Raw genomic sequence first — 26,902 nt, forward strand, 5'->3', positions numbered from 1 at the left:
TTTCACGGCTTGACAGAGGGCTCATCGCGTATAGATCGGCACCATATTTTTCCTGTTGGAGCAAAGACGTGAAAGCACTGACATCCATTTCGACCTTCGTTGGCAAGACGTTTGCTGCCTGGGTCATCCTCTTCGCAGTCCTCGGCTTCTTCTTCCCCGATACCTTTAAGCAGTTTGGCCCGTGGATCGTCACGCTGCTGGCAATCATCATGTTCGGCATGGGCCTAACCCTGTCGATCGACGATTTCCGCGAAGTGGTGAGGCGGCCATTCGACGTCGCAATCGGGGTCCTCGGCCAGTTCCTCATCATGCCTCTTCTCGCTGTCCTGCTGACGCGCATCATCCCCATGCCACCAGAGGTCGCGGCGGGCGTAATTCTTGTCGGCTGCTGCCCAGGCGGGACCTCGTCCAATGTGATGACCTATCTGTCGAAAGGTGACGTCGCGCTGTCGGTCGCCTGCACATCCGTCACAACGCTGGCTGCACCGCTCGTAACACCTTTCCTCGTCTGGCTGTTTGCCAGTCAGTATCTGCCTGTCGATGGCTGGTCTATGTTCCTCAGCATCGTCAAGGTCGTGCTCGTTCCACTCGCCCTCGGCGCGCTCCTCCAGAAACTGCTGCCCGGCACCGTTAGGGCGGCGGTTCCTGCACTTCCCCTTGTCAGCGTCGTCGGCATCGTTCTCATCGTCTCGGCCGTCGTCGGTGCATCGAAGGCTTCCATCGTCCAGTCGGGCCTGATGATCTTCGCAGTCGTGGTGCTTCACAACGGTCTCGGCTACCTGCTCGGTTTCTTTGCAGCGAAAGCCACGGGGCTCTCGCTTGCAAAACGCAAAGCGATCGCCATTGAGGTCGGCATGCAAAACTCTGGACTGGGCGCTGCGCTCGCGACCGCTTACTTCTCGCCCCTTTCAGCCGTTCCCAGCGCCATTTTCAGCGTCTGGCACAACATTTCCGGCGCGCTGCTGGCCAATTGGTTCGCTGGGCGCGAGGAAGAAGCCTAACGGCGACGCATTCAAGCGTTGCGGGCTCACAACTATCGTGCAACGATCTGACTGCAATGACAACCACCGTGCCAAATCGCGCGGGGGTTGTCATGATGATCCAGCGTTCTTATCGAAAGAGTGCCGCCGTGACCGTTTTGAATGCAATCGTCGATTTTCTGAATACGATCTTTTGGGGCTATGTCCTCATTTACGGACTGATTGCCGTCGGCATCTACTTCACGCTGCGGCTGGGCTTCATCCAGTTCCGGCACTTCCCGGAGTTGTTCCGCTCGGTCATGCGCGCACCAGCCAGCGATACGAGCGGGATCACACCATTTCAGGCGTTATGCACGAGCCTCGCCTCACGTGTGGGCACCGGCAATCTCGCCGGTGTCGCCGTTGCCCTCTTCCTCGGCGGCCCTGGTGCGCTATTCTGGATGTGGGTCGTCGCTGCAGTCGGCATGGCAACGGCCTACTCAGAAAGTGCGTTGGCTCAGCTCTACAAGGTCACGGACCATAACGGGCAGTATCGCGGCGGCCCGGCATTCTACATCGCTCGCGGCTTGAACGCGCCGTGGGCCGGCATGATATTCTCGGTCTGCCTGATCATCGCGTTTGGTCTCGTCTTCAATGCCGTACAGGCAAACTCGATCGCGGACGCCATGCAGGGCGCCTTCGGGCTCGAAAAGATCTGGGTCGGCGTCGCCCTGGCAGTGCTGACGGGTGTGGTGATCTTCGGAGGCATCCGTCAAATCGCACAGGTGGCTGAGTATGTTGTCCCGTTCATGGCCGTTGCGTATCTCGGTATGGCCTTCTATGTCGTTATCGCCAACATCACCGAGGTTCCGGGTGTCATCGCGCTGATTGTCAAAAGTGCCTTCGGCATCGAGCAGGCAGCAGGCGGTGTAGCGGGGGCTATGCTCAACGGCGTGAAGCGCGGCCTCTTCTCCAATGAGGCCGGCATGGGCTCCGCGCCGAATATTGCAGCCGTCGCGACGCCGTCTCCACATCATCCGTCCAGCCAGGGTCTCGTGCAGGCGCTGGGCGTCTTCATCGACACGATCCTGATTTGCACGGCAACCGGCATCATGATTCTGCTGTCGGGTGTTATGACACCCGGATCCGAGCTCACCGGCACGCCGCTGACACAGGAAGCGATGGTCTCACATATCGGAGAAGCTGGGCGCTACTTCATCGCCATTGCTATCTTTTTCTTCGCCTTTACCTCGATTATCGGCAACTACGCGTATTCGGAAAACGCCATGGTGTTTTTGAAGCTCGACAACAAGGGCGCGGTCGGCACACTGCGCGTTGCCGTATTGTTGATGGTGATATGGGGCGCCTATACGACGGTCGCCGTCGTTTTCAATCTGGCCGACGCTGCAATGGGCCTCATGGCCTCTGTCAACCTAATTGCAATCCTGCTGCTTTCAGGAACGGTCGCCAAACTCACGAAAGATTATTTCGAGCAGAAGAAGACACGGGAACCGCGTTTTGATCCGGAGGCCTATCCGGAACTCAAAGGCAAGATCGAGCATGCCATCTGGGCGCGGGAGTGATATCCGCTACCAGCGCAACCAGCGCCGGCCAAGCAATGCGCCCACGGCGCTCACGCTGGCAATGGCTATCACATACCAGGTAGCCAGGAACAGCGGACTGTCATCCGGGCAGTGCCAGGCATAGATAGCGGCGGCGATGGCACCCGCAGCTAGCCCGGCCGCGGCGCCCGCGGCCGCCGGGTTCTCTGGCGCGCCTTTCTTCAAGGCCCAGAACAAGCCGGCGAACGGCGCAAGCGAAAGGACCGGGACGAAAAACAAGCAAAACAGCGCGTTTTGCCCGACGAGGCTCGCCCGCCAGGCATCCTCCGGCAAAACAGAAAGCTCTACGACAACAGCGGCGACGACCATGATGAGCGGCACGCCGAGCGACAGAGCAGTCAGGCGGATTTCCGCGCCTGGCCGGCCGATACGTACAGCAAGACGGGCGGCGAGAACCGCGAGCACGAGTGTGATGACGATCTTGAACAGTACGCGCCAAGTCTCAAAGACGCTCGCCATATTATGCCGCAGCCCGACGGTGCCGACGAGCAGCGCGGCAGAGAAAACGACGCTGGCGCCGAGCGCGAGCGCTAGAACTCGACTGTAGCGCATACTTACGGGGGCGTCGTGCGTCATCAGGGTGATCAGATCGTCCGTTTTCATTTCATTCGCTCCGATACAGGGCCGCCAACGATTTCAGCGCCCGGTGGAGGGCGACGCGCACCGCGACCTCCGTCATTTTCAGCCGTGCCGCCGTTTCGCGGATGCCTTGCCCCTCAATCGAGATCGAACGGACGATATCGCGTTGCGGATCTTTCAATCGCGCCAATATTGTTTCGGTGTCGATTCGGTCGGCGGCTTCATGCGTTTCATCGGCCGCCTTCAGGAAATCGGCAACGTCCTCGATCGGCACATTCACATGCCGGCCGCGACGCCTCAGGCTATCGACCAGCTTGTTGCGCACGATGGTCGCCAGCCACGGTCCGAGCGGTCGGGACGGATCCCAGGTGCCGCGCTTCAGGTGGATGGCGAGCAGCACTTCCTGCACCACATCCTCGGCTTCGCTTGCCGGCGCACCGAACTGATCGCAACGCCGACGCGCCATGCGGCGCAATTGCGGCGTCACGTCAACAAGGAAACGGTTGTAGGCCTGCGCATCGCCCTTGATGGCGAGGCGCAGCCAGGCTGCCCATTGCTCTTCACGCGTCGATTGTTTCACCGTTTCATACCCTACGCGAGGCAACACGAGTTTGTTACCTCCCGCGACAAGAAAACTGTGATGCGCCCAACAGCCTGAAGCGCAGGGTCTTTTTCCTATGCCGCGTGCCCATCCGCAAGAGGTGTCCGGAAAAATACACTTCAGCTCTGTAACGAAGCGCAATCGCTCTCCGTAGCCGTCTATGCACAGCCAATCGTGGCTGCCCCGAAAAACGGAGACAGAGAATGAAAACCTCACTCGCCACTCTCGCCCTTGCCGGTTCGCTCGCTACCGCAATTGCTGCCGTCGCAGCACCCGCAAACGCCGATGACAGCAAGGAGAAGTGCTACGGCATCGCGATGAAGGGTCAGAACGACTGCGCCGCGGGTGCTGGCACCACATGTGCCGGGACATCAAAGATCGATTACCAGCAGAACGTCTTCAAGCTCGTGCCAAAGGGCACCTGCGTTTCGATGACGACGCCGAATGGCCACGGCATGCTCGAGCCGGGCATGGCACCGACCTGACACGCACCGGCTGCTACCCGACGGGCGGCGCCATCCGGCGCCGTCACTTCCGTTTCAGAAAAGGTGTCCCATGCTTTCCTCCGCCCTTCCACGCCGCGTTGGCGTCGGCTTCAAGCCTGAGCATTTTGCTGACATCCTGACCGAGCCGCAGCCGGTCGGCTTCTTCGAGGTCCATGCGGAAAACTACATGGGCGCTGGCGGCCCGCCGCACGCCCAGCTTGGCCGACTGCGGGAGGATTATGGCCTCTCGGTGCACGGTGTCGGTCTCTCCATCGGCTCCATGCAACAACTCGACCGTCACCATCTCGCCCGGCTGAAGACGCTCTGCGACCGCTACCAGCCGGAGAGCTTCTCCGAACATCTCGCGTGGTCCAGTCACGACAGCGTTTTTCTGAATGACCTCTTGCCGTTGCCTTATACGGAGGAGACCCTCGCCCGCGTTGTCGAGCACGTTGATCAGGTTCAGATGACACTGGGCCGTCAGATGCTGCTCGAAAACCCCGCCACCTATTTGCTTTTCGCAGACAGTACGATCGAGGAGACGGCTTTCCTTGCGGAGGTGGCACGACGCACCGGCTGCGGTCTGCTACTCGACGTCAACAATGTGTTCGTTGCCGCAACGAACCATAATCTCGATCCCGGCGACTATATCGACCGCTTTCCGCTGGCGGCGGTGCGGGAAATCCATCTGAGCGGTCATTCCGAAACGGCGGACGAGCTTGGGGCACCGCTTCTGATCGACAGCCATGATACGCCGGTAAAGGATCCGGTCTGGGCGCTCTATCAGGAGGTCCTCGGTCGCATCGGCCCGGTCGCGAGCCTGATCGAATGGGACAATGACGTACCCGCTTGGCCAGTGCTGCGCGCCGAGGCAGCCTCGGCGCAGCACCTGCTTGATGCGGCCCACCGCAGCGTGGCTGCCTGACGATGTCCGCGACCCTCCAAAGCGCGTTCGCCGCAGGTCTTCTCGCCACCGGGCCCGCACCCGGGGGACTGACGGCATGGAACAACAAAACGCCGGAAAGACGCTATGGTGTCTACCGCAACAATGTCATGGCAAGCCTAACCGCGGCACTTGCGTCGCGTTTTCCAGCTGCTGAAAACATCGTCGGGCAAGCGTTCTTCCAGGCGATGGCACAGACCTTTATCGCGGCCCATCCACCGTCGTCGCCTGTCCTGCTGGCTTACGGTGACGATATGCCCGACTTCGTCGCCAACTTCGCGCCGGCCCGGGAGGTCGCCTACCTGCCCGACGTGATGCGGCTCGAAATCGCCCGTGGGCGGGCGTATCACGCGGCCGATGCCCCGCCGCTCGACCCAACGGCGTTCGCCGCAATCGACCCTGCCCGACTCGGCGGGCTGGTGTTTGAACCGAATCCCACTTTGTCTGTGCTCTCCTCACTCCATCCGGTGATAACGATATGGGCGATGAATGCCGGCGCGCGACCGCTGGCAAAAATCGATGTCTGGCATGGCGAACACGCCCTGATCGCCCGCCCGCAAATGACAGTCGAAATAACCTCGTTATCGCCGGGCGGTGCAGCGTTTTTTCACCAGCTTGTCGCGGGCGCGACGCTCGCCATCGCCGTGGAAAGCACCATCCGTAAACACGCCGATTTCGATCTTTCAGACAACCTGGCGACGTTGCTCCGCTCGGGAGCCTTCTCCGCCATCCATCAGGACAAAACCAATGAAGACCGAAACCATGTCTGACCACGGCCGGTTCTTGCCGCACCGGATCTTTGAGCAAGGCCTGAATGCCCTGAACGCCATCCCGAACAATGTGATATCGCTCATCGCCCGGCTCTCGATAGCCGCCGTCTTTTGGCAATCCGGGCAGACGAAAGTCGAAGGATGGCGGCTCTCCGACAGCGCCCTCTATCTCTTCGAGAACGAATACAAGCTACCGCTGGTCGACCCATGGCTCGCCGCCCACCTCGCCGCTTTCGCGGAACACCTTTTTCCAATCCTGCTGGTTGTCGGCCTCGCCAGCCGACTATCGGCACTGGCGCTCTTAGGAATGACGCTGGTGATCGAGATTTTTGTCTATCCTGCCGCCTGGCCAACCCATGGAACCTGGGCCGCCTGTCTCCTGTTTATCATCGCCCGAGGGCCAGGCTCGCTTTCGCTCGATGCTGTCCTGTTTCGCATCTGGTTTTTGCGGCGCGGGCTTTAAGACCATGACTGCGACAGGCTGGAATGTCCACCGCACTTAGGCAGACAGAGTACCCCTCCGGTTTTGGACGAAGGGTTCGAGCCGGAATTCCACAACGCTCATGGCACGACCTAGCCTATCGGCGCGGCAGACCGCCTAAAGGCCTGGCAGTATCTTCGCGCGTAGTTCGCAAATTTAGGAACTGGCGACTGGTCGCCACAAGGGATGAGCGCCCGGCAGTCAGTTATTCCGCAGCCGGGCGCATCCATCACACTAGGTTCTGGGAAAGACCGCGAGCGGGCCATTCCCAGTGCTTCATTCTACAGTTCAGAACTCTTCCCAGTCATCCTTTTCGGCGGCATTGCCACCAAAAGCGGATGACAGCCTACGGCTGAGCTTGCGAGCTGGCGAGGCGACAGGAGCGCGCTGTCTTCCCGTGCCGGCCTGCTGCACAGGTACCGGCCGATTGATCGCAGCGCCCGCCTGTGAGAGCTTGAATTGCCCCAACAGCTCGCTCAGGGAGCCCACCTCTCTGGCGAGGCCATGGGTGGCTGCGGTCGTCTCTTCCACCATGGCCGCATTCTTCTGCGTGTCCTGGTCCATCTGATTCACGGCCGTATTGATCTGCTGGAGACCGGACGCCTGTTCCTGCGCCGAATCCACGATCGCAGACACATGCCGGTTGATCTCCTGCACTTCGGACACAATGGTCTCAAGCGCACGACCCGTTTCTCCGACCAGTTGCACGCCCTCCTGCACCTGACTGTTGGACGCGGTGATCAACGCTTTGATTTCCTTGGCCGCGTGGGCCGAACGTTGCGCAAGCTCTCGGACTTCCTGCGCAACCACCGCGAAGCCCTTGCCGGCTTCACCTGCCCGCGCCGCCTCGACTCCAGCATTCAGAGCGAGAAGGTTTGTTTGGAAAGCAATCTCATCGATCACACCAATGATGTTACCGATTTCGTCAGACGATTTCTCTATACGCTCCATCGCGGTGACCGCCTTGCGAACCACCTCGCCCGACTGCTCAGCTCCGGCCCTGGCGCGGCCGACGAGCTGGCCCGCCTCCTGAGCCCGCTTCGTCGAATCTCTCATGGCTGTCGTGATCTCTTCGAGTGCGGCGGCGGTCTGTTCGACGGCTGCTGCCTGCTGCTCGGTGCGCTTGGAAAGATCCTCAGCCGCAGATCGGATTTCGTTCGTTCCCGCATCAATGCCACGGGCGTTATCCGCGACGTTTTTCAACGCGCTCTCCAGTTTTTCGGCAGAACGGTTGAAGTCCTGCCGGACATAATCGACTTGGGAAACGAATACGTCATGGATGCGATAGGAAACATTCCCATCGGCAAGCGCGGCAAGACCTTTGGCAACGTGGTTAGAAGCGAATTCGATATCAGCGGCATCTTTCGCAGCCTGGTCTTCTCGCTCGGAACGTTCCTTTTCCGACAAACTGCGATTGGCGGTGGCTTCTTCTTCCAGGCGAATACGGTCGCGAGCGTTTTGCAAAAACACTTCGACGGCCCTCGCCATTTCACCGACTTCGTCGGCGCGCTGTTTGCCCGGGATGTCGTCCGCGATATTTCCCTCGATGAGACTTTGCATACGAAGACGCAGTCGGTCGATAGGCTTGGTTACCCCCCGTGCTGCAACAAACAGCGACAACCCAACAAATGCAACGAACAAAAGAATCAAGACCGCGAGGGAATTGATGATCGTCGAATTGGTTTGCGCCGTGAGAAAATTGCTCTTTGCGACAATGGCATCCAGATTGGCATCGTTCCACTTCCGCAGATCGGCACGCCATTTTGCCACAGCAGGATCGCTCTGTGCCAGCAGAGACTTGGCCGCTGCTTGATCTCCCTTACTGGCGCTGGCGACAGCCTGATCGAGTGTCTTCAGAACATCGACTGCCTTCTGACGGAACACCGCCAGTTCAGCCTGATTTTGTGGCGTCAGGGCCGCCGCCGCGTCGAGAAACCTGACAAGGGCAATCTTGCTGGCATCATACTCGGTGCGGATATCAGGCACATAGGCGGAATGTGCATCATACTCGAGCAGCTGATAGGCGTTGTACGTTACGCCCACCAAGGACGTACTGGCGCGCGCAAGGAGCGTGGCAGCAGCATTGTCCTTTGCAATGAAGTCGGAATACGTCGTGTCGGCGTTCTTGTAGCTGTTGGCCACGACACCCAGTCCAACCAGTCCAATAGCGCTGACCGGAAGGATCAGTAGGAGAATTTTCGAACGGATTTTGATTTTTTCAAGAAGGGACAAGGAAACCTCTCAACTCAAGAGTTTACCGTGCTATCCCCGTGTCGGCAGCGATCGGAAAATGGAATTCAAACAGTTCACGGTCGACATTCAGTCATTGAATGTTGCGGTCTCCTCCCAAGCATCTGTCGGGTCGTCAGCGCACAACGACCGAGCCAAAAGCATGCGGGCGACGCTATCAAGGAAAAGATTAAAATTTTACTGATACGGGCACACCTGTGTTCAGGCCAAGCTTCCGTGGAGCGACCCAACCCGATGTGAATGCAGAGAGCTACCAAGAGGCCAAGTGTCCGTCATCCTATGATTTTCGACTTTCTTGAAGATGACCGCGTGGAGAAGCGGTAGGCGCACAGCTGGCGAAACAAAGGAATAGACACAGGACTCGCGACGGAGAAGTTCTTTATCTTTCAAATGACCAAAGAATGGGGAACTTGGATCGGGTACCCCCGCCTACTGCTATACGATCTCGACATTCAACTTGGAGGCGCGGATCAGGTCGAGTTTGGCGGGTGGGATGTCTCCGGTAAGAATGACCAGATCGAAATCCGTGATTTCAGCCACGTAGTTGAGAGCGCTGAACGTGAACTTCGTGGCATCTGCCAGCAGGATACGCCGTCTCGCAACCTTCATCATCGCCTGCTTGGCACGCACCACGATTTCGTCCGGTGTGTACATCGACAGCCCCTGGATCGTCGTCGTCGACAGGATGGCGACGTCGACATGATAGGAAAGGATCGCTTTTTCACAATTGGCGCCGAAATAGCCGTTATAGCCGGGATGATAGCGACCACCGGTTGAGATTAGGTCGATTTCTGGGAGATGACGCAGCCGCTCCAGAATTGGCGCAGCATTGGTAATGACTGTCAGCGGCGTGACCTCTGGCAGGAATTCGGTTAGATGATACGTGGTCGTGCTGTCATCAATGATCACCGCATTGCCGGGCTCAAGATGCGCGAGCGCAGCGCGGGCGAGCCGCCTCTTGTCCTCCACGTTCTTGCGGCCGCGATAGTTGTAGCTGCTTTCGAACAGCAACGACTTTTCCGCCGACACCGACCCACGAAGCCGGCGAACAAGCCCCTCTTTTTCGAGCACGGCGAGGTCCCGGTGGATCGTCATCAGGCTGACATTCAACGACTCCGCCAGATCCCGGATCAGCGTGGACGAGCCGCTCATCAAGGTCTGGATGATCGTTGTTCGCCGACGCTCGGCCTTGGATGCGGCCACCTCTTGATCGGAATTGTTATAATCACTCATCGCAAATCGCATTCAATTTAACATTTCCCCTTTTATCAGTTGATTCATCGCTGCTGTCCACACAATTCGCGCGCGCAGCACGAATCTACGAAATACGCGAAAAATACAGCAAGAACAGATATTTCTCCCACCAGAAGAAGCCGCATCGTGCATCCGCGCCAATTATAAGCACTCACTGCTATGCGGCATTGCAACATAAATTACGATATAAATAACAAAAATATTGATATCTACCGGGCGACTTGCTAGAGATTATGTCAGCGAGGTGGGAGGTCACCCGAAACCGATTACCATTTTGCCGAAAGGCGAACGGGCGCCGCCCAGCCGTGGATGAGAAAGCCCGGCCGAAGGGTGCGCACGACAACGGACGGCCGCCTTGAGGGCGGCGATTGAGAGGACGACATGGCAGATTTGGACGATATCAAGGATGGCAAGGACTGGGGCCGCGACCGCCCGGCGGACACATCGCGCTTTTTCCTGAAAGGCAACGCGCATCAGGACTGGGGTATGAAAGCGCGGCTATCGCAGGTGTTCCGCCCGGATACCGGCCGCACGGTTATGCTGGCCTTCGACCACGGCTATTTCCAGGGACCGACCACCGGCCTGGAGCGCCTCGACCTGACGATCGCACCGCTTGCCGAGCATGCCGATGTCCTGATGTGCACGCGTGGTGGTCTGCGCACGTCTATACCGCCGGAAGCGCGAAAGCCGGTGGTCCTTCGTTGCTCGGCCGGCAACTCCATCCTGACAGAACTGTCCAACGAGCTGGTGAGCGTCGACATCGAGGACGCCATCCGTCTCGGCGCGTCCGCCATGGCTGCACAGGTCTATATCGGCGCGGAATACGAGCACAAGTCCATTGCCAATGTCGTCAAGTTGATCGATGCCGGCACGCGTTACGGCATTCCCACAATGGCCGTGACCGGCGTTGGCAAGTCCATGGCGCGCGATGCCCGCTATTTCGGCTTGGCAACACGCATTGCCGCCGAAATCGGCGCGCAGTTCGTAAAGTCATACTATGTCGACGAAGGCTTCGAGCGCATCACCCTCGGCTGCCCGGTTCCGATCGTAATTGCCGGCGGCAAGAAGTTGCCGGAGCGCGAAGCGCTGGAAATGGCCTATCGCGCGATCGACCAAGGCGCCGCCGGTGTCGACATGGGCCGCAATGTGTTCCAGTCGACCGATCCGGTCGCCATGCTGACCGCCCTCGCTGCAGTCGTTCATGAAGGCCGCACGGGTGCAGAAGGCTACGAGCTGTTCCAGGACCTGAAGGCCAAGGCCTGACGCCATCACCGCATTGGCGAAGAACCGGGCCAACATTGGCCCGGCAACCAAATCGAGGATCATTGCATGGACAATCTCTGGAACGAGGCAGAGGCCGCAAAGGCTGGAACGGGGCTAGACCTTCGGGTCTACTCATCGCGGCTTATCGGGAGCGACCCTGCGATGGTGCTGCACGGCGGCGGCAACACGTCCTACAAGGGCACCGTTACAGATCGGTTTGGAGCAGAGCGCCCGGTTATATGGGTCAAGGCCAGCGGTTTCGATCTTGGTACGATGGGCGCCGAGGGGTTCACCGCGCTCGACCTCCCCGCTGTGCTGGCGCTAGCCGAGCTTGAAATCCTGTCCGACAGCGACATGGTGGCGGAAGTCAAACGCGCCCGCCTTGATCCACAGGCCGCCGCCGCCTCCATAGAGGCCATCGTACATGCCCTGTTTCCCGCCGCCTATGTTGACCATTCCCATGCTGATGGCGTTCTAACCGTCTCAAACAGCCTCAATGGCACCGCACTGCTTCGGGAGATTTACGGCCCGCGGGTGATGATCCTTCCCTATGTAAAGCCGGGTTTCGATCTGGCGCGACAGATGCGCGAGGCTTTGCTTTCACCGGCTTTCGCGCAGGCCGAGGCCATCATCCTCGAACATCACGGCGTCTTCACCTGGGGTGACACGGCGCGCGAAAGCTATGAACGCATGGTGGAGATCTGCGCGCGGGCCGAAACGTGGCTTGCCGGCCGTGTACCCTCTCTGCCAGCGTCCCAGCGGATCGAAACCGATCCGGTCCTTATCGCCCGGTTGCGCGGTGCAGCAAGCAGACTGGCCGGTCGCGCACTGGTTTCGCGCCCGGTGGCAGGCGTACCGGTTGCGGAGATCGCCGATATCACACGGCTTTCCCGTCACGGCACATTGACGCCGGAACATGTCATCCACAACAAGCCCTTCCCCGCCATTGTCGATGACGACCCGGAAACCGCGCTGGAAGACTTCGCGGCCGAATACCGGGCCTATGTCGCACGCGCCGACGATGCGGGTCTGACACCCTTGCCGCCGCATCCCCATTGGGCGCTTCTCGCCGATGGCGCGGTGCGCAGCTTCGGGCCGACGCTGGCGCGCGCGCGCATCTCGGCGGATGTCGCCGCGGCCAATCTGAAGGCGTTGCGTTATTCCTCCCGTCTCGGCGGCTGGCAGGGATTGGCTGAAGGCGATCTACGCGCACTCGAATATTGGGAACTGGAACAGGCCAAGCTGCGCGCCCAGGGGGCGCTGCCGCCGCTGGCAGGTAAGATCGCCGTCGTGGGCGGTTGCGCAACTGGCATCGGCCGCGCGACGGCAGAGGCCTTGCGCGACCGCGGCGCGGTTGTCGTGGGGCTGGATATCAATCCCGCCGTAAAGGACCATATGAACCGTCCCGGCTATGACAGCATCCTTGTCGAACTGACAGACGAGGTTAAGGTGCGCGCCGCCGTGCATCAAGTGGTCGCCGATTACGGTGGCATCGACATTCTGGTGTCCAATGTCGGCATCTTCCGTGCCGGGGCCAATATCGAGTTGCTGGAGGACGCCGCCTGGGATGCATCGCTGGCCGTTAACCTGACGTCGCACCGAAAGCTCCTCAAGCAGGCAATCCCCTTCCTGCGCCACGGCGTCGATCCGAGCGTGGTTCTGATCGGTTCCCGCAATGTGCCGGCACCCGGCGCAGGCGCTGCCGCCTATTCCGTCTCCAAGGCGGGGCTAACGCAGTTGATGCGCGTTGCCGCACTTGAACTCGCGCCAGAGGGTATCCGGGTGAATGCCATCCACCCCGACGGCGTGTTCGACACCGACCTCTGGACTCCGGAAGCGCTCGCGACATCCGCCCGGCGCTATGGACTGACGGTCGAGCAATACAAGGCGCGAAACCTGATGCGCACGGAGGTGACGTCGAAGGATGTCGCCCGTGCCGTTGCAGCGCTCGCCGACGCCACGTTCTCCCGAACCACGGGGGCGCAAATTCCGGTGGACGGTGGCAATGACCGGGTCGTCTGAGCCGAGAGGAGCACACCACCAGAAAAGATGGCTGCGCGAAGCCAGCCATCGAGAAGCAACAGCAGGATGATCCGGTTGTGAAGCAAGCACCAGCACTATGGAGGATATGATGCGAGGCTTTTTGAAAATGACAGCGGTATCGGCGCTCTGCCTGATGGCAGGCACCGCCATGGCCAAAGACTACAAGGTTGCCGTCATCCGGTGGGAACCGAACGATATCTATTTCAACGGCGTGGCGCTGGGCCAACAGCAGGAGGCCAAGCGCATCCAGGCTGAAAACGGTGACACTATCACTTTCAACGTCTTTGGTGCGAACGATGCGGGCCAGCAGCTCAAGGCCCTACAGGCACAGTTCGACAGCGGCGTTGACGGCGTACTCTTGACGTCCTGGCGCGGCGAGGCAATGCGCAGCATTGTCAAGCAGTTACAGGAGGCCAATATCCCCGTTGTAACGACCAACGCTTGGGTTCCCGGCGTCAAGCAGACCTTCGTTGCTTTCGACAATGAGACTGCGGGACGCCTGGGCGGCGAGGCCTTGATCAAGCGTCTGGACACGCTGCGCGGCAAGGATTGGCCGGAAAAGGGCGGAGTCTTCATCGAGCTGCGCTGCATCATCACCGCCTCCTTCGACATTGCCCGCCACACAGGTTACCGCTCTGCGCTCGATCCGATCGCCGCCAAGTATCCGGGCGTCAAGATCGTTGAGCAGGAAGCGGGCTGCGATGGCGGCAAGGCACGCAAGATCGTCGATGACGTGATCTCGCGTGAAGGTGCGGACAAGATACTCGGTATTGCCAGCATCGACGGTACGATGGGTATCGGTGGTGCCGTTCCAGCCTTCAAGGCGCAGGATTTGCTTTTCCCGCTCGACGATCCCAAGCATATTCCGGTCGCCACGATTGATGGCACCGTACCGGAATTCCAGTCTATGGCGCGTGGTGAAATCGACCATATCTCCGTACAGCCGGCAACCGGCGAAGGCATCATCTCGATGCGCATGCTCTACACGTTGATGACAGGCAAGGAACTGCCCGACGAGGCCAACGTCCTCTTGAACGGCGAGGAGCCCGTCTGGGCGCCGGTCAAGGTGCTGAAGCCCGAAGCAATCGAGGGCTCTTGGTATCAGACGCAGGCCTATAGTGTGCCAGGTGACGCTACTTATGACGACAAGCGCAACTGGGCGAATGAAATGACGGTCGAGCAGACGGGCAACATGCCCAACTTTGGCAAGTAACAGCCACAAGGCTGCGAGCGCCCTGGCGCTCGCAGCCGAACCGCAACAGGAGTTTCCATGACACTGGACCCTTCGCTGAGCTTTGCCGTGCAAGGCGTTACGCGCCGCTTTCCAGGCGTTCTGGCGGTCGACTCGGTTGATCTCGATGTACGCAAGGGCGAGATCCATGGTCTGATCGGCAAGAATGGTGCGGGGAAATCGGTGCTCGTCTCTATGGTAGCTGGATTGCTGGCGCCGAGCCAGGGGCAGATCGTCACCAGCCGCGGCGGCCTCACGCCATCCCAGTCCGGGCCGTCTCGTGCCAAGAAGCTCGGCATCGCGCTTGTCACCCAGGAGCCGGCCTTCGCCGCGGACCTGTCGGTCGCGGACAATCTATTCATGGGTCGCCATCCGGCGAGCCGGCTGAATTTCCTGTCCCCAGCCATAACGCGGCGGCAATCTTCCGAGGTGCTCGCGCAACTCGGCCTGCGCGCCCGGCCGGAGGATCGCATGGGCGACCTGCCGCTCGAAACCCAGCAGCTTCTCGCCTTCGGCCGCGCTGTCTTCATCGAGAAGGCAAGCACCATTCTGTTGGACGAGATTACCGCGTCGCTGACCAGCGAGCGCAAGGACAGCCTGCTTAAGCTGCTGCGCCGTCTGATCGTTGAGCAGCCCGATCTGTCTTTCACGCTGATCTCACACCATGTCAGCGAAGTCATGGGCTTTACGGATCGTGTTTCGGTGATGCGCGACGGCGAGCGCGTCGCAACGCTCGAGACCTCGAAAACCACCGCGAGGGAACTGGCCGACTGGATCGTCGGCGACGTCGCACGCACCGAGATCAACTATACCGACGAGCCCGAATTTGCGTCCCCGCCCGTCTTGACGGTGCGCGCGCTCAAGGCCGGACGCTCGCTTTCCCAACTTGATTTCCAACTTCATCGTGGCGAGGTGCTGGGCTTTGCCGGGCTGGAAGGGTCCGGCAAGGACGCCGCCATCGAAGCGCTCTACGGGCTGGTCCCGACCTACAGTGGTTCGATCGTGATGGACGGCAGGGACGTCCGTCTTAGAAGCCCGAAGATGGCGCAAACGGCGGGTGTTTCCTTCCTGCCCAAGCACCGCGAGGAGCAGGCGGTTATCCAGAACCGTTCGGTGCTGGAGAACGCGATCATTGCGGGGCTTCCCGTGCTCACCAACCGCCTGGGCTTCGTGCGGCGCGCGGAATGCGAGGCTGTCGCCCGCTCCATCGTCACGCGCCTCAAGGTCAAGACACCGGGGCTCGACGTGCCCATCGACGGCTTGTCGGGCGGCAACAAGCAGAAAATCCTGCTCGGACGGCTGTCCCTGACGGCGCCGCGGCTGGTGCTTTTGAACGAACCGACGCGCGGCGTCGATATTTCCGCCAAGCCGGACATCCTCAAGATGATCCGCGAGGACCTGTCGGCCAATGCCGGCGTCATCATGATCTCGGAAAGCGAGGAAGAGCTGGCCGAGATCTGCGACAGAATCCTGATCTTCTATCAGGGACGTGTGATCCGGGAGTTGAAGCGCGGCAAGCCGGGTTTCGACGTCGAAACGATCTACAAGGCGATACAGGGTGTTGAGGTGCCAGCATGACTTCGGTGAATAAATTCGTTTTCCTGGTTCTGGAAAAGCATCTGATCTGGGCCCTTCTCGCGCTTCTGTGCCTCGCGGGGCTGGCCGTTCCGGGCTTCTTGTCGACGCGCAACATCCTCAATGTGATGTGGGCGGCCGCACCGCTTGGGTGCATGGTACTGGGGCTGTTCTTCGTGCTATTGACCGCCAATGTGGACCTGTCGCTTGAATCGACTTTCGCGCTGGCGCCTGCACTGGCCATCGTTATGTTCTTCCAGGGCATGGGTCTGGAGAGCTACCCAATCCTCGCCGTCATTGCCACGCTCGTGTTCGGCGCACTGGCGGGATTGGTGAACGGGGTTTTCTCCGTAAAGCTTAGGGTAAGCTCGTTCCTTGTCAGCCTCGGCACCATGTTGTTGATGCGCGGCATTGTGGTCTATCTCATCCCGGAAGGCATCTACTACCTGCCGGAAGGCTATGTTTATCTCGGTTCGGCCAAGCTGTTCGGCATCGTGCCGGTGGCCGTTCTGGTGTGGATCGCGATCTTCCTCGTGGCCTGGCTGCTGATCGACCGCCATCGCCTCGGCAAGGATATCCTCGCACTTGGCAACAATGAGCACGCCGCCTTCGTGGCCGGGGTTAACATCGAGCGGACGAAGGTCGTCTGCTTTGTCATAGCGGGCTTCCTTGCCTCGCTCGGTGGCCTTCTCGAAGTCGGCCGTCTGGAGTCCGTGGTCGCCGACATGGGTCAGGGCGATATTATGATGGTGTTTGCGGGCACCATTCTCGGCGGCACTGCGATGACCGGTGGCAAGGGCAATGTCGGCGGGGTCTTCGCAGCGGTGCTGGTGATCGCAATCATCGAGAACCTGATGAACCTGCACGGCGTGCCGCCATCGATCCGCCAGGTCGTCTTCGGCGCCGTGCTTCTCGTGGCGATCTATCTGGCGAGCCTTCAGGAAAGGCTGCGTCACGCGAGGCTGGAATCCTGACATGACCGCCTATCTTCTGGGGCTGGATAGCGGGCTTACCGTCACCAAGGCCGTTGTCTTCCGGGACGACGGAGAGGTGGTGGCGCTGGCCCGGCGCGAGGTCGCGCAGATCAAGACTGTGCCCCGCCATGTTGAACGCGACATGGCGGGGCACTGGCAAGCCTCTGCAGCGGCTATTCGCGAGGCGCTGGAGCTTGCAAGCGCAAGCGTCGGCAGTGAGGTGCGCCCGGCCGCCGTTTCGGTGGCTGGGCATGGCGACGGGCTCTACCTGCTCGACCGCGCCGGCGCACCGCTTGGCCTTGCCGCCACCTCGCTCGACAGCCGGGCGCAGGCCCTGCTGCGGCGCTGGGACGAAACCGGCGTCTCGGCTCGCGCGCTGGAGCTGACCGGCCAACGCCCCTTCCCCTCCTCCCCTGCACCGCTGCTCGCCCACCTGCGAGAGGAGGAGCCCGAACGCTACGACCAGATCGCCGCGATCCTCTCCTGCAAGGACTGGCTGCGCTACTGCCTGACCGGCAAGGTGGCGACCGACTTCACCGAGGCGAGTGTCGCGTTCTCCGACATCCGAACGCAGCGCTATAGCGACGAGGCGCTAGCCCTCTTCGGCCTGGGTGCGATTGCCGGCGCCCTGCCGCCGGTCTTCATGCCGGGTGACGTGGCGGGCCATATAACCGAGGACGTCGCGCAACTGACCGGTCTTGCCATCGGCACGCCCGTTGCGGCGGGCCTGCACGACGTGACCGCTTGCGCCGTCGGGTCGGGCGTGACGGAAACGGGCACGATCGCGGTGATCGCCGGAACTTATTCGATCAACGAAATGCTGGTTGATACACCCAAAACCTCTATCGGCTGGAACGCGCGCAACGGGCTGCGTGCCGACCAATGGATGAACATGTCGGTCTCACCGGCCTCCAGCGCCAATCTCGACTGGTTCGTGCAGACATCCGCTCGCGACGCGCTGGCGAACGGCAATCCCTTCGCCACGCTGCAAGCCGAACTGGATGCCGTTGCTGGCGATCCGTCCGATGTCGTCTACCTCCCCTACCTCTACGGCTCCCCCCATGCCGAGGACGTGCCGGCCGCCTTTGTCGGGCTGCGGGGGTGGCACGGGCGCGGCCACATGCTGCGCGCCGTCGCAGAAGGCATCGTCTTCAATCACCGGCACCATATCGACCTGATTGATCCGCATGGCGCGGTCGGCCGTGTACGGCTTACGGGGGGCAGCAGCCGAAATCCGTTCTTCGGGCAGCTCTTTGCCGACGCGTTGAACCGCCGCGTCGAGGTGCCGGAAATGCCGGAGGCTGGTGCCTTGGGCGCAGCCATCGCCGCAGGGATCGCAGCCGGCGTGTACAACGGCTGGGAGGAGGCATGCCTTCGCACAAGGCCGCAACTTCGCATCTACGAGCCGGGTGATGCTGTTGCGCGGCTCGGTGCCGGTTATGGCCGCTACTGCGATGCCATCGACACGATTATGCAACGGCGAGACGAGAAGGCAGTGCCATGACCGCAGTGAAAATCACCCGGGAAAACGCCCTGGCAGCCCTGCGCACGATCGGTCATGTTCCCGTCCTCATCGTCGGCGGCGGCATCAACGGCATGGGCACGTTTCGCGATCTCAGCCTGCAAGGTGTCGGGTGTCTTCTCGTGGAACAGAGTGATTTTTGCTCGGGCGCCAGCCGAGCGCCGTCGCGGATGATCCATGGCGGGCTCAAATATCTGGAGACGGGCGAGTTCCGCCTCGTGCGCGAATCCGCGGCCGAGCGCAACCGGCTGCTGCTCAACGCTGCGCACTATGTCCGCCCGCTGGAAATGATTATCCCGATCCATTCTTGGTTCGACGGCATCGTACCGGCCCTGCGCAAGTTCCTACGCATGCCGGCGAAGATCACCGAACGCGGCGCTTTGGTCATCAAGCTTGGCCTGTGGCTCTACGATCTATACGGCGCCTTGAACCGGGCCATGCCCCGCCATCGCATGATCGCGCGCCAGGACATCCTGCGCGAAATTCCCGATCTCGATCCCTCGTTGAAGGTTGCGGCCTCCTATTACGATGCCTGGATCACCTCGCCTGAACGTCTCGTGCTTGAACTGGCGCTCGATGGCATGGCCGCGCATCCCGGCAATCTCGCCCTCAACCACGTTCGCTTTGTGAGGGTCGAAGGCAATGAGGTCGCGTTACAGGATGTGGAAACCGGCGAGATGTTTTCCATGACCTGCGATATCATGGTGAATGCCGCCGGCGCGTGGATCGACCGCGTGAATTCAGGGGCCTCGTCGGCTCGTCGTATGATCGGCGGCACCAAGGGCAGTCATCTCATGCTGGAGCTGCCGGCACTTGCCGAAACGCTGAACGGCCGGATGATTTATTTCGAAGCCGCAGGCGGGCGCATCTGCATCCTGTCGAACTTCATGGGCCATGTACTGCTCGGCTCAACCGACATACCGGTCGACAATCCCGACGGGGTAATCTGCGATGATGACGAGGTGGATTATCTCCTCAGCGCGTTTCGGCGCCTGTTTCCGCAAGTTTCCGTTGATCGTTCCAGCATCTTCTTCAGCTATGCCGGCGTGCGTCCGCTACCGGCAAACGATGCGAGCGATCCCGGCCGGATAAGCCGCGATCATTCCATGCCCGAATTGCCGCCAGAGGGAGAGCGGCGCTTCCCGATCCTCTCGCTGGTCGGTGGCAAATGGACGACGTTCCGCGCTTTCTCCGCTGAAGTCACAGATGAGATCCTCAAGCGGCTGGGCAAGCGCCGTTTGTCTTCAACCGAAAACACGCCGATCGGCGGTGGCGCCGGGCTCTCGCAGGCATCGACACATACGGAGCGGCTGCTGACCACGATCGCACAGGAACACAGGCTCGATAGGAGCAGGGCGCGCCAACTTGTGTCCCGATACGGCTCGCGCGCGAAAAGCATTGCCGAGGCGCTTGCCGGAGGCGAGACGTTCCTGGCTTCGCTTCCAGAGTTTTCGAGAGAAGAAATCGCCTTCGTCAGCAACACAGAACTGGTCCTCCACGCCGAAGACTTCCTGTTCGGCCGAAGCTCGGTCTTCATGGAGCGCCCGCTCAGGCACGCTGCCCTTCGCGAGCTTGTCGAGACCATCGCGGCATTTCGTGGCTGGGATGCCGCAAAGCAGTCTGCGGAGCTTGGGCGGCTGGTGGACCGGTATCGAAGACTTCACAGGATCGACATTTCCGCGGCAACGGCACCGCATCCACGCTTCATCTGAGGCCCGCGGTTCAAAGCTGCGAGCGTCGCCAATGCGAGGTAACAACTGAAGTGTGGATCCGGCCGAATTGCTCTAAAAGGTCTAGGACCAGCCTGGAAAACCACGCGAAGGTCATGAGCAATTGAGGCCGGGTTGTCGGTGAGTGCCTTGAGAGATATTCGAACCTACGACCCCTCTGATATTCCACGCTGATCTCATCTGAACTCTTAGAAATGTCCCGCACCCGAATTTGTCGTTCGATCACCCATGAATTACGAATAGACGTAACAGGGAAGTCTCAACGCGACGATAGTTATCGAAAAAGCCCTTCGGTGAGACCATGTTTGGATCGGTTGTCGTGGGAGGCGGGTAACGCCCGAATTCTTCTGTTGATCTTACACCAGACAGGCTCCTGCGATCAGGCGTGTTACGATCCTGGATACGCTGGATGGTGTGTGCCACCTCGATCTAAACTTACCGTCCCGGCAGTCGCGAGTTGGCCGTCGGGTATGGCAGCGCGTACAGCTCTGCCAAATGCGATGGAAATTCATGATGAACCATCATCAAGTCTGCGGCCTGAATTGGCCTAAACTACACTTTTCCACTATCATGGCGCTCTCCGCAGCAAAAAGCGACTTAAACTTACAATACTCTTCTTGAGATTAATATAATTGAAGGAAATTGCCCCTATATCTGGGGTGTCCTCTTGGACGCGCGATGGACGGCATGATGTCGATCCGGCACAACAACGGCGCCGATATGCCGCTACCACGTTTGTGCCAGCAACTCTTGGCCTTTGGGCACTTCCCTGAAGATATTGACGCTGAAGCGCGCGTGAAATCGCGCGGGTTGCCGCGTAAAAGTGGAGTTCATGATGCAAATTCGCATGCTTTTTACGTCTTTGGCGTTAACAGCCTTATGCTTCCCGACCTTGGCTTTCGCGCTCGACAAGCCAAAAGGGGAAGTCATTTTGACGATATCTGCTGCCCACCTGGACCATCCCAACATAGACGAGACGGCACAATTTGACCTTCCCATGCTCGAGGCTCTCACAAGCCGCACAGGGGAGATGGAAACACCCTGGACCGAAGGCAAAGTAAAGTTCTCCGGGCCGCTCCTCAGAGCCGTCCTGGAGGCGGCTGGCGCTCATGGCACGACAATGAAAATCATTGCCTTGAATGATTACTCGGCCGAAGTTCCGGTCGAAGATGCTGCAAAGCTCGACACCATCCCGCGCAATCAGTTCACTTGCTTACGAGTACTACCACGATAAGAGACCGTGTGATCGTCTCTTCTACAGGATCGCCAGAGGAGAGATCTGAAAATGTTCGGCAGTTCTAAAATTACGCAAATGCAGACAAGGTCTTTGAACTCCATTACTGCCAATATCATGATCGCCGACGCCGATCTGAACATCCGATATATGAATGAGGCCGTCACTGCGCTGCTCAAAGAAGCCGAATCTGACCTGAAGAAGGAATTGCCGCGGTTTGTCTTTGACAAACTTGTAGGAAGCAACATCGACATTTTCCATAAGAATCCGTCCCATCAGCGAAACATGCTCGCGGCGCTGAAGACCCAGCACCGAGCCACGATCTGGATCGGCCACCGTGCCTTCGACCTGATTGTCACACCGCTGCTTGAAGGAAACAGGACGACGGGCTTCGTCGTGGAGTGGGCAAACGCGAAAGAACGGTTGCAGAATATCGATTTCGCAGGCCAGATGGTGGCGATCAGCCGTGTTCAAGGGATCATCGAGTTTACCATCGACGGTGAAATCCTGACCGCGAACGATAACTTCCTGAGAGCGATCGGCTATCGTCTGGACGAGATCAAGGGTCGTAGCCACAGCATGCTGGTTGATCCGGAATACGCCCGAACACCGGCTTACAAGGAATTTTGGGACGCGCTGCGCCGTGGGGAGTTTCAGGCTGCCGAATTTACCCGCTATGGCAAGAACGGTAAACTTGTCGTCATCAACGCATCGTATAATCCAATCTTGGATTCCAAGGGCAAAGTCACCAAGGTCGTGAAATTCGCGACCGACGTGACAGAGCGAGTGCATGCGGTGAAGACCATCGGCGCAGCGCTGACCAAGCTTGCACAGGGAGATCTCTCATTCAGCATCGAACATCCGTTTGCGCCCGATTTCGAGGGGCTGAGGAACACGATGAACGAGGCGCTCAGCCAGATGCGGAACACCCTTGGCGATGTCGCGCATGCGACCGATCAGATTGATACTGGCACGCGCGAAATCAGCCAAAGTGCGGAAGACCTTTCCAAGCGGACCGAACAGCAAGCCGCGTCACTTGAAGAGACCGCCGCAGCACTTGATGAGATCACAGTCAATGTGAGCAACGCCGCAAAGCGCGCCGACGAAGCCCGTCATGCTGCTGCAACGGCGAGTGAAAATGCAGCACGCTCCGGGAACGTTGTTGCCGACGCGGTGGGCGCGATGTCGCGGATCGAAAGTTCGTCCAACCAGATCTCCAACATCATCGGTGTTATCGACGAAATTGCCTTTCAGACGAACCTTCTCGCGCTGAACGCCGGGGTCGAGGCTGCACGTGCCGGCGAAGCCGGAAAGGGGTTCGCTGTAGTGGCGCAGGAGGTGCGCGAACTTGCGCAACGCTCTGCTCAGGCTGCAAAGGAAATCAAGGGGCTGATCCGTAACTCCTCGGAGGAGGTCAGCACCGGCGTCAGGCTCGTCAGCGAAACTGGCGAAGCTCTGCGTACAATCCAGCAGAACATTGTGGCGGTTAATGACCACATGGAGGCGATCACCAGTTCGGCCAAGGAACAGGCGACTGGACTGTCGGAAGTCAATTCCGCGGTCAATCAAATGGATCAGGTCACGCAGCGCAATGCCGCCATGGTCGAAGAAACCAACGCTGCCAGTGCAACGCTTGCTCAGGAGACAGCGCGTCTGCGGGAACTAATCGAAGGCTTCCAGCTCGGTGGGGTTTCAGGCAGGCCTTCGCTGGACAAAACATCAAGCCGCAGACCTGAGATTGCCAAGCCGGCTCATCGACCTGTTCCCTCGCCGGCAAGGCAGATGCTCTCCAAGATATCTGGGAAAGTCGGGAACGGAGTTGCAGCCGAAAGCTGGGAAGAGTTCTAAGGGGCCTGTCGCAAATTTTCTTGATTAAAGGCGTGTTGACCATCAGCTGAGACATTCTCGCCCCAATGTGGCGGATCGTAGCCATGATTTTCAATGCCATTGCCGAAAAGCCGAAGCGCCAGTCGACGGACGACTTCAAAGGGCGGCATTTCGAGGCACGGCTCCATTGTTCGGGCCGTTGCCTGGTACTTGCGCCCTTCGCTGAGCTATCGCGTTTTGGAGGAGATATTCCGAGAGCGCGGCTTCGAAGTGGATCACTGCGCGATCGACCGCTGAGTCCTTGCCTACGCGCCGATGATCGAGAAGCGGCTGCGGAAGGGTTTTGGCTTCACTGGCGATTGGACCGTCAACGAACGACCTGTTCGCGTGGCTCGTCGGCCTTCCAAAAGTTAACAAAGCATAAACGCAGGGTGTACTTCGCTCCAATGCGTCCCATCACCAGCTTCGCGACACGCCTTATCGCACCTGTTGAAGTCGGATCAGATTGCCTTGACCAACCAATCCGCAAACATGCGCGATTTGGCGGTGGCCTTGGCATGGATTCTCAAATGGAACGGCACGGGTGAGGAAACCGATTGTGGCACCAGCGCAATAAGCCGCCCCGCCGCCATCACGCTGCTCACCAGCCCGTCCCAGCCCAACACGGCGCCGACGTCGTCCTGGGCTGCTTGTAACGCGATCATATAGTTGTTCACGAAAAAGCCCCGCCCTTTCGGCGCCGCATGTCCGAGCGCCTCGAACCAGTCGGTCCAGGTCGTCCAGCCGTTCTCCTCGTTGTTCATATGGATGAGCGGCACTTTGCGAAGGTCCGCAATGCTCGAAACACCGTGCTGCGCGGCGAAAGCAGCGGTCCCCAGCGCTACAATACGGTCCTGAAAAAGAAGGCGGTGCTCCACGCCGCTCTCGTCGGGATCGCCATAGTGGATGCTGAGATCGCAGTGCCCGCTGGTGCTAGGAACATCACTCGTAACCTGGGAGACACTCACGGATGGATGGATTTTCCAGAACGCCGAGATTTTGGGCATGAGCCACAAGGAGCTTATCGCCGTGGTCGTACGGATTGTCACGTCGACCGTCTCATGCCGGTCGCGGATCTGTGTCACCGCCTCCGATATTCCCTCGAAACCACGACGGATCGAAAGAAACAGGAAAGCGCCCTTTTCCGTCAGTTCGACACCGCGGCTGCGCCGAACGAACAGGCTGCACCCGAGATCCAGTTCAAGTGCCTTTATTTGATGGCTGACCGCCGCCGGCGTTACGCTCATCTCCTGCGCGGCATCCTTGAAACTTGCCTTGCGAGCAGCGGCTTCGAAACAGGACAGAGCCGTCAGGGACGGAAGATCGTAAGGACGGCGCATCGATCACCTTATCAGTCACTGACATTAATCCATCTAATCTCACTTCAAAAAAAGTGCTGTTGTCAATTGGTCTTACCATGATGACACTCTCGGCGAGTTGAACCATTCGAATGCTCGCCCTCCAAGAGGTCTGTTCAGATTTCTTCCCAACCTGGCCGTTTTGTCGACCATGGCCACTTTCTTGAGGCTTCCATGAAGATCACGGAAATCCATATTTATTCGCATGCCCTGCCTGTCGTGAACGGCCCCTATACGATAGCCAGCAGTAAAGTGTTTTCGCTCGATACCACACTGGTCAAGATCGTCACCGACAACGGCCTTGTGGGTTGGGGCGAGACCTGTCCCGTCGGCCCCACGTACCAGCCGCACCATGCTGAAGGTGCCAGATCGGCACTGGCGGTGGTCGCTCAGGGTCTCATTGGCGCGAACCCGCTTCAGCCCGTCGTGCTCCGCCGCACCATGGACGGCCTTCTGAACGGCCATCAGTATGCGAAAGCCGCCATCGATATCGCCGCCTACGACCTCATGGGCAAGCATTTCGGCATGCGCGTAGCTGATCTTCTGGGTGGCGTTGTAACCGAGCGGGTGCCCTCCTACTACGCCTCCGGTGTCGGTGAACCAGATGACATTGCGCGCATTGCCGCAGAGCGTGCGGCAGAAGGCTATCCGCGCATGCAAATCAAAGTAGGCGGCCGACCAGTTGAGATCGACATCGCGGTCGTGCGGAAGGTCTGGGAACGTGTGGGGAGCAGAATGCGCCTCGCCGTCGATGGCAATCGATCGCTAACAACGCGTGATACGCTGCGTCTCAGCCGCGAATGCCCTGACATCCCATTCATCCTGGAACAACCCTGCAACACGCTCGAGGAAATCAAAGCTATTCGCGGACAGCTTCACCACGGCGTCTATCTCGACGAGAACGGAACCGATCTCTCGACCGTAATCCGCGCTGTCGGCGAGGGCCTTTGCGACGGTTTCGGTATGAAGGTCACCCGCATCGGCGGTCTGCAACAGATGGCGGCTTTTCGCGATGTCTGCGAGGCCCGCTCGATGCCCCACACGTGCGACGACGCATGGGGTGGCGACATCATCGCTGCCGCCTGCACCCACATTGGCGCAACGGTCCTGCCGCGCCTCAACGAAGGTGTATGGCTGGCTCAGCCCTATATCGAAGGTCATTACGACCCTGAAAACAGCGTGGCCATTGGGGGCGGCTATATAGAGCTTCCGATTGGACCGGGCCTGGGCGTGGTACCCGATGAATCGCTTTTTGGAAGTCCTGTCAGTTCCTACGGATGATTTTTGTGAGAATGAATAAGCAGTTCCTTGGCTAGAGGGGATTGCAGTTGGATAAGATAAAGGGGCTCTTGATGGGTGTCGAGCCGCTGGTCTGGCGCCACTATGACTAAGCTCGCGGAGTGGATCCCGCTAGTCACCGAACTCGCTCAGGTTGCCCGATCCGCTTCCACAATCCGTAGATCACGAGCAGTCGCCGGCGCTGGCCGCCTGGCCAGGCGAGACGGAGGCGCATGAGATGAGATCATGCATCGGGGCACCGCATGGGCGGCATTGCCCGGCTCCGTCTGGCGGCGGGCGGCGGCAAGACGATACCGATATCCCGGCGATGGGGGCTCGAATGTGATATCCCGATCGCCAAGATGGATCGCCCCCGAGGTCGGCTGCACGCGAGGCGAACGGCAGGCATCACATGGCCAGCGTGAACGGAAGATCGTTTTTGAAGATCAGCCGCTCAGCCGTTTTTCAGGCCGTTGCACGCCCGGAACGCTCCGACATCAGTTTCCCGGCGATTGCCATAGCCTCTTCGCGAGAGGAAGCGAGCTTCAACGGGTAACCCCAGAACTTGGCGAAGGCGATGCCGAAGGGCTTGAATGCCAGACGCTTGGCGGCGCTCGGTTCGATCACGATCATCGCCAGCACCAGCGTTCGAAGTTCGGCCTTATGCTTCTTCATCCAAAGCGACGTGCGCTTCTTTTCTTCCTGGCTGTGCTGGTGCTCTTCGGTCGGCGCTGAATCCGTCAGGAGCACGAAAGGTGTGCCGCGTTTCAGATTGGCTTCCAGCGCCTCGAAATCCTCATCGTGATCGTGGTCCGGGCCCTCGTCATACGTCATCCAGACGAAGGGGAAGTTGGTGCTGTCCAAAGGCATATGTTGTTTCCTTG

At 59.6% G+C, this 26,902-nt stretch carries 22 protein-coding genes and 1 pseudogene; 17 read left to right on the forward strand and 6 right to left on the reverse strand.

The annotated features are described in order from the left end of the window. The first annotated feature begins 68 nt into the window (after positions 1-68). Both MNR02_RS19990 and MNR02_RS19995 read left to right on the forward strand, forming a co-directional pair. Positions 69-1,001, forward strand: coding sequence for a bile acid:sodium symporter family protein (locus MNR02_RS19990; RefSeq protein WP_241949061.1), 933 nt, complete (start codon positions 69-71; stop codon positions 999-1,001). 95 nt (positions 1,002-1,096) lie between these two features. Beyond that, positions 1,097-2,542, forward strand: a complete 1,446-nt coding sequence (locus MNR02_RS19995) for an alanine/glycine:cation symporter family protein (RefSeq protein WP_371746776.1) — start codon at positions 1,097-1,099, stop codon at positions 2,540-2,542. A 6-nt stretch (positions 2,543-2,548) separates the two neighbouring features. On the opposite strand, the gene MNR02_RS20000 is transcribed toward MNR02_RS19995, so the two are convergent. Both MNR02_RS20000 and MNR02_RS20005 read right to left on the reverse strand, forming a co-directional pair. Further along, on the reverse strand, positions 2,549-3,184 hold the full coding sequence (locus MNR02_RS20000) for an NrsF family protein (RefSeq protein WP_241949062.1): 636 nt from the start codon (positions 3,182-3,184) through the stop codon (positions 2,549-2,551). 1 nt (position 3,185) lies between these two features. Then, complete coding sequence (locus MNR02_RS20005) at positions 3,186-3,740, reverse strand: sigma-70 family RNA polymerase sigma factor (protein ID WP_241949565.1); 555 nt, start codon at positions 3,738-3,740, stop codon at positions 3,186-3,188. Positions 3,741-3,964: 224 nt separating this feature from the next. Between MNR02_RS20005 and MNR02_RS20010 the strand changes: the two genes are divergently transcribed. The 4 genes from MNR02_RS20010 (at position 3,965) to MNR02_RS20025 (ending at position 6,422) form a co-directional block, all read left to right on the forward strand. Further along, positions 3,965-4,246: a DUF2282 domain-containing protein gene (locus MNR02_RS20010; protein ID WP_241949063.1), complete on the forward strand. Its 282-nt coding sequence runs from the start codon at positions 3,965-3,967 to the stop codon at positions 4,244-4,246. A gap of 70 nt (positions 4,247-4,316) precedes the next feature. Next, on the forward strand, positions 4,317-5,171 hold the full coding sequence (locus tag MNR02_RS20015; protein WP_241949064.1) for a DUF692 family multinuclear iron-containing protein: 855 nt from the start codon (positions 4,317-4,319) through the stop codon (positions 5,169-5,171). A 2-nt stretch (positions 5,172-5,173) separates the two neighbouring features. Further along, on the forward strand, positions 5,174-5,959 hold the full coding sequence (locus MNR02_RS20020; RefSeq protein WP_241949065.1) for a DUF2063 domain-containing protein: 786 nt from the start codon (positions 5,174-5,176) through the stop codon (positions 5,957-5,959). After that, a complete protein-coding gene (locus tag MNR02_RS20025) occupies positions 5,937-6,422 on the forward strand; it encodes a DoxX family protein (RefSeq protein ID WP_241949066.1) in 486 nt (161 codons plus the stop codon). The genes MNR02_RS20020 and MNR02_RS20025 overlap by 23 nt, the downstream gene beginning before the upstream one ends. A 306-nt stretch (positions 6,423-6,728) precedes the next feature. On the opposite strand, the gene MNR02_RS20030 is transcribed toward MNR02_RS20025, so the two are convergent. Continuing rightward, a complete protein-coding gene (locus MNR02_RS20030) occupies positions 6,729-8,672 on the reverse strand; it encodes a methyl-accepting chemotaxis protein (protein ID WP_241949067.1) in 1,944 nt (647 codons plus the stop codon). Between the two features lie 453 nt (positions 8,673-9,125). Next, positions 9,126-9,923, reverse strand: a complete 798-nt coding sequence (locus MNR02_RS20035) for a DeoR/GlpR family DNA-binding transcription regulator (protein ID WP_241602739.1) — start codon at positions 9,921-9,923, stop codon at positions 9,126-9,128. 402 nt (positions 9,924-10,325) lie between these two features. Between MNR02_RS20035 and lsrF the strand changes: the two genes are divergently transcribed. The 10 genes and pseudogenes from lsrF to MNR02_RS20085 form a co-directional block, all read left to right on the forward strand. Beyond that, the gene (lsrF, locus tag MNR02_RS20040; RefSeq protein ID WP_241949068.1) at positions 10,326-11,207 is read left to right on the forward strand and encodes a 3-hydroxy-5-phosphonooxypentane-2,4-dione thiolase; all 882 of its coding nucleotides are present in this window, start codon (positions 10,326-10,328) and stop codon (positions 11,205-11,207) included. A 66-nt stretch (positions 11,208-11,273) separates the two neighbouring features. Beyond that, positions 11,274-13,229: an SDR family oxidoreductase gene (locus tag MNR02_RS20045; RefSeq protein ID WP_241949069.1), complete on the forward strand. Its 1,956-nt coding sequence runs from the start codon at positions 11,274-11,276 to the stop codon at positions 13,227-13,229. A gap of 127 nt (positions 13,230-13,356) precedes the next feature. Then, a complete protein-coding gene (locus MNR02_RS20050; RefSeq protein ID WP_241949070.1) occupies positions 13,357-14,463 on the forward strand; it encodes a sugar ABC transporter substrate-binding protein in 1,107 nt (368 codons plus the stop codon). A 57-nt stretch (positions 14,464-14,520) separates the two neighbouring features. Then, positions 14,521-16,059: a sugar ABC transporter ATP-binding protein gene (locus MNR02_RS20055; protein WP_241949071.1), complete on the forward strand. Its 1,539-nt coding sequence runs from the start codon at positions 14,521-14,523 to the stop codon at positions 16,057-16,059. Beyond that, positions 16,056-17,030, forward strand: coding sequence for an ABC transporter permease (locus tag MNR02_RS20060; protein ID WP_241602755.1), 975 nt, complete (start codon positions 16,056-16,058; stop codon positions 17,028-17,030). Before MNR02_RS20055 ends, MNR02_RS20060 begins: the two co-directional genes overlap by 4 nt. Position 17,031: 1 nt before the next feature. Then, the gene (locus MNR02_RS20065; RefSeq protein ID WP_241949072.1) at positions 17,032-18,534 is read left to right on the forward strand and encodes an FGGY-family carbohydrate kinase; all 1,503 of its coding nucleotides are present in this window, start codon (positions 17,032-17,034) and stop codon (positions 18,532-18,534) included. Continuing rightward, a complete protein-coding gene (locus MNR02_RS20070; RefSeq protein ID WP_241949073.1) occupies positions 18,531-20,264 on the forward strand; it encodes a glycerol-3-phosphate dehydrogenase/oxidase in 1,734 nt (577 codons plus the stop codon). Before MNR02_RS20065 ends, MNR02_RS20070 begins: the two co-directional genes overlap by 4 nt. A gap of 850 nt (positions 20,265-21,114) precedes the next feature. Beyond that, positions 21,115-21,516 carry a hypothetical protein gene (locus MNR02_RS20075; RefSeq protein ID WP_241949074.1) on the forward strand — a complete coding sequence of 134 codons (402 nt, stop codon included), beginning with the start codon at positions 21,115-21,117 and terminating at the stop codon, positions 21,514-21,516. Positions 21,517-21,567: 51 nt separating this feature from the next. Next, positions 21,568-23,364 carry a methyl-accepting chemotaxis protein gene (locus tag MNR02_RS20080; RefSeq protein WP_241602770.1) on the forward strand — a complete coding sequence of 599 codons (1,797 nt, stop codon included), beginning with the start codon at positions 21,568-21,570 and terminating at the stop codon, positions 23,362-23,364. Between the two features lie 83 nt (positions 23,365-23,447). Beyond that, a pseudogene (locus tag MNR02_RS20085) lies at positions 23,448-23,637 on the forward strand (IS6 family transposase); the annotation flags it as partial. A 206-nt stretch (positions 23,638-23,843) separates the two neighbouring features. On the opposite strand, the gene MNR02_RS20090 reads toward MNR02_RS20085, so the two are convergent. Continuing rightward, a complete protein-coding gene (locus MNR02_RS20090) occupies positions 23,844-24,722 on the reverse strand; it encodes a LysR substrate-binding domain-containing protein (protein WP_241602773.1) in 879 nt (292 codons plus the stop codon). Positions 24,723-24,914: 192 nt separating this feature from the next. Between MNR02_RS20090 and MNR02_RS20095 the strand changes: the two genes are divergently transcribed. Then, entirely contained in the window at positions 24,915-26,021 is a 1,107-nt protein-coding gene (locus MNR02_RS20095) for a mandelate racemase/muconate lactonizing enzyme family protein (RefSeq protein ID WP_241949075.1), read from the forward strand. A 462-nt stretch (positions 26,022-26,483) separates the two neighbouring features. Here the strand turns inward: MNR02_RS20095 and MNR02_RS20100 are convergent, their stop codons facing one another. Continuing rightward, entirely contained in the window at positions 26,484-26,888 is a 405-nt protein-coding gene (locus MNR02_RS20100) for a hypothetical protein (protein ID WP_241949076.1), read from the reverse strand. Positions 26,889-26,902: the final 14 nt, after the last annotated feature.

This window comes from Shinella sp. H4-D48, assembly GCF_022637395.1.
Lineage (GTDB): Bacteria > Pseudomonadota > Alphaproteobacteria > Rhizobiales > Rhizobiaceae > Shinella > Shinella sedimenti.

Coding starts and splice junctions, on each gene's coding strand:
- MNR02_RS19995 (WP_371746776.1), top strand. CDS start 1,097: ATGATCCAGCGTTCTTATCGAAAGAGTGCCGCCGTGACCGTTTTGAAT.
- MNR02_RS20000 (WP_241949062.1), bottom strand. CDS start 3,184: ATGAAAACGGACGATCTGATCACCCTGATGACGCACGACGCCCCCGTA.
- MNR02_RS20010 (WP_241949063.1), top strand. CDS start 3,965: ATGAAAACCTCACTCGCCACTCTCGCCCTTGCCGGTTCGCTCGCTACC.
- MNR02_RS20015 (WP_241949064.1), top strand. CDS start 4,317: ATGCTTTCCTCCGCCCTTCCACGCCGCGTTGGCGTCGGCTTCAAGCCT.
- MNR02_RS20020 (WP_241949065.1), top strand. CDS start 5,174: ATGTCCGCGACCCTCCAAAGCGCGTTCGCCGCAGGTCTTCTCGCCACC.
- MNR02_RS20025 (WP_241949066.1), top strand. CDS start 5,937: ATGAAGACCGAAACCATGTCTGACCACGGCCGGTTCTTGCCGCACCGG.
- MNR02_RS20035 (WP_241602739.1), bottom strand. CDS start 9,923: ATGAGTGATTATAACAATTCCGATCAAGAGGTGGCCGCATCCAAGGCC.
- lsrF (WP_241949068.1), top strand. CDS start 10,326: ATGGCAGATTTGGACGATATCAAGGATGGCAAGGACTGGGGCCGCGAC.
- MNR02_RS20045 (WP_241949069.1), top strand. CDS start 11,274: ATGGACAATCTCTGGAACGAGGCAGAGGCCGCAAAGGCTGGAACGGGG.
- MNR02_RS20050 (WP_241949070.1), top strand. CDS start 13,357: ATGACAGCGGTATCGGCGCTCTGCCTGATGGCAGGCACCGCCATGGCC.
- MNR02_RS20055 (WP_241949071.1), top strand. CDS start 14,521: ATGACACTGGACCCTTCGCTGAGCTTTGCCGTGCAAGGCGTTACGCGC.
- MNR02_RS20060 (WP_241602755.1), top strand. CDS start 16,056: ATGACTTCGGTGAATAAATTCGTTTTCCTGGTTCTGGAAAAGCATCTG.
- MNR02_RS20065 (WP_241949072.1), top strand. CDS start 17,032: ATGACCGCCTATCTTCTGGGGCTGGATAGCGGGCTTACCGTCACCAAG.
- MNR02_RS20070 (WP_241949073.1), top strand. CDS start 18,531: ATGACCGCAGTGAAAATCACCCGGGAAAACGCCCTGGCAGCCCTGCGC.
- MNR02_RS20075 (WP_241949074.1), top strand. CDS start 21,115: ATGATGCAAATTCGCATGCTTTTTACGTCTTTGGCGTTAACAGCCTTA.
- MNR02_RS20080 (WP_241602770.1), top strand. CDS start 21,568: ATGTTCGGCAGTTCTAAAATTACGCAAATGCAGACAAGGTCTTTGAAC.
- MNR02_RS20090 (WP_241602773.1), bottom strand. CDS start 24,722: ATGCGCCGTCCTTACGATCTTCCGTCCCTGACGGCTCTGTCCTGTTTC.
- MNR02_RS20095 (WP_241949075.1), top strand. CDS start 24,915: ATGAAGATCACGGAAATCCATATTTATTCGCATGCCCTGCCTGTCGTG.
- MNR02_RS20100 (WP_241949076.1), bottom strand. CDS start 26,888: ATGCCTTTGGACAGCACCAACTTCCCCTTCGTCTGGATGACGTATGAC.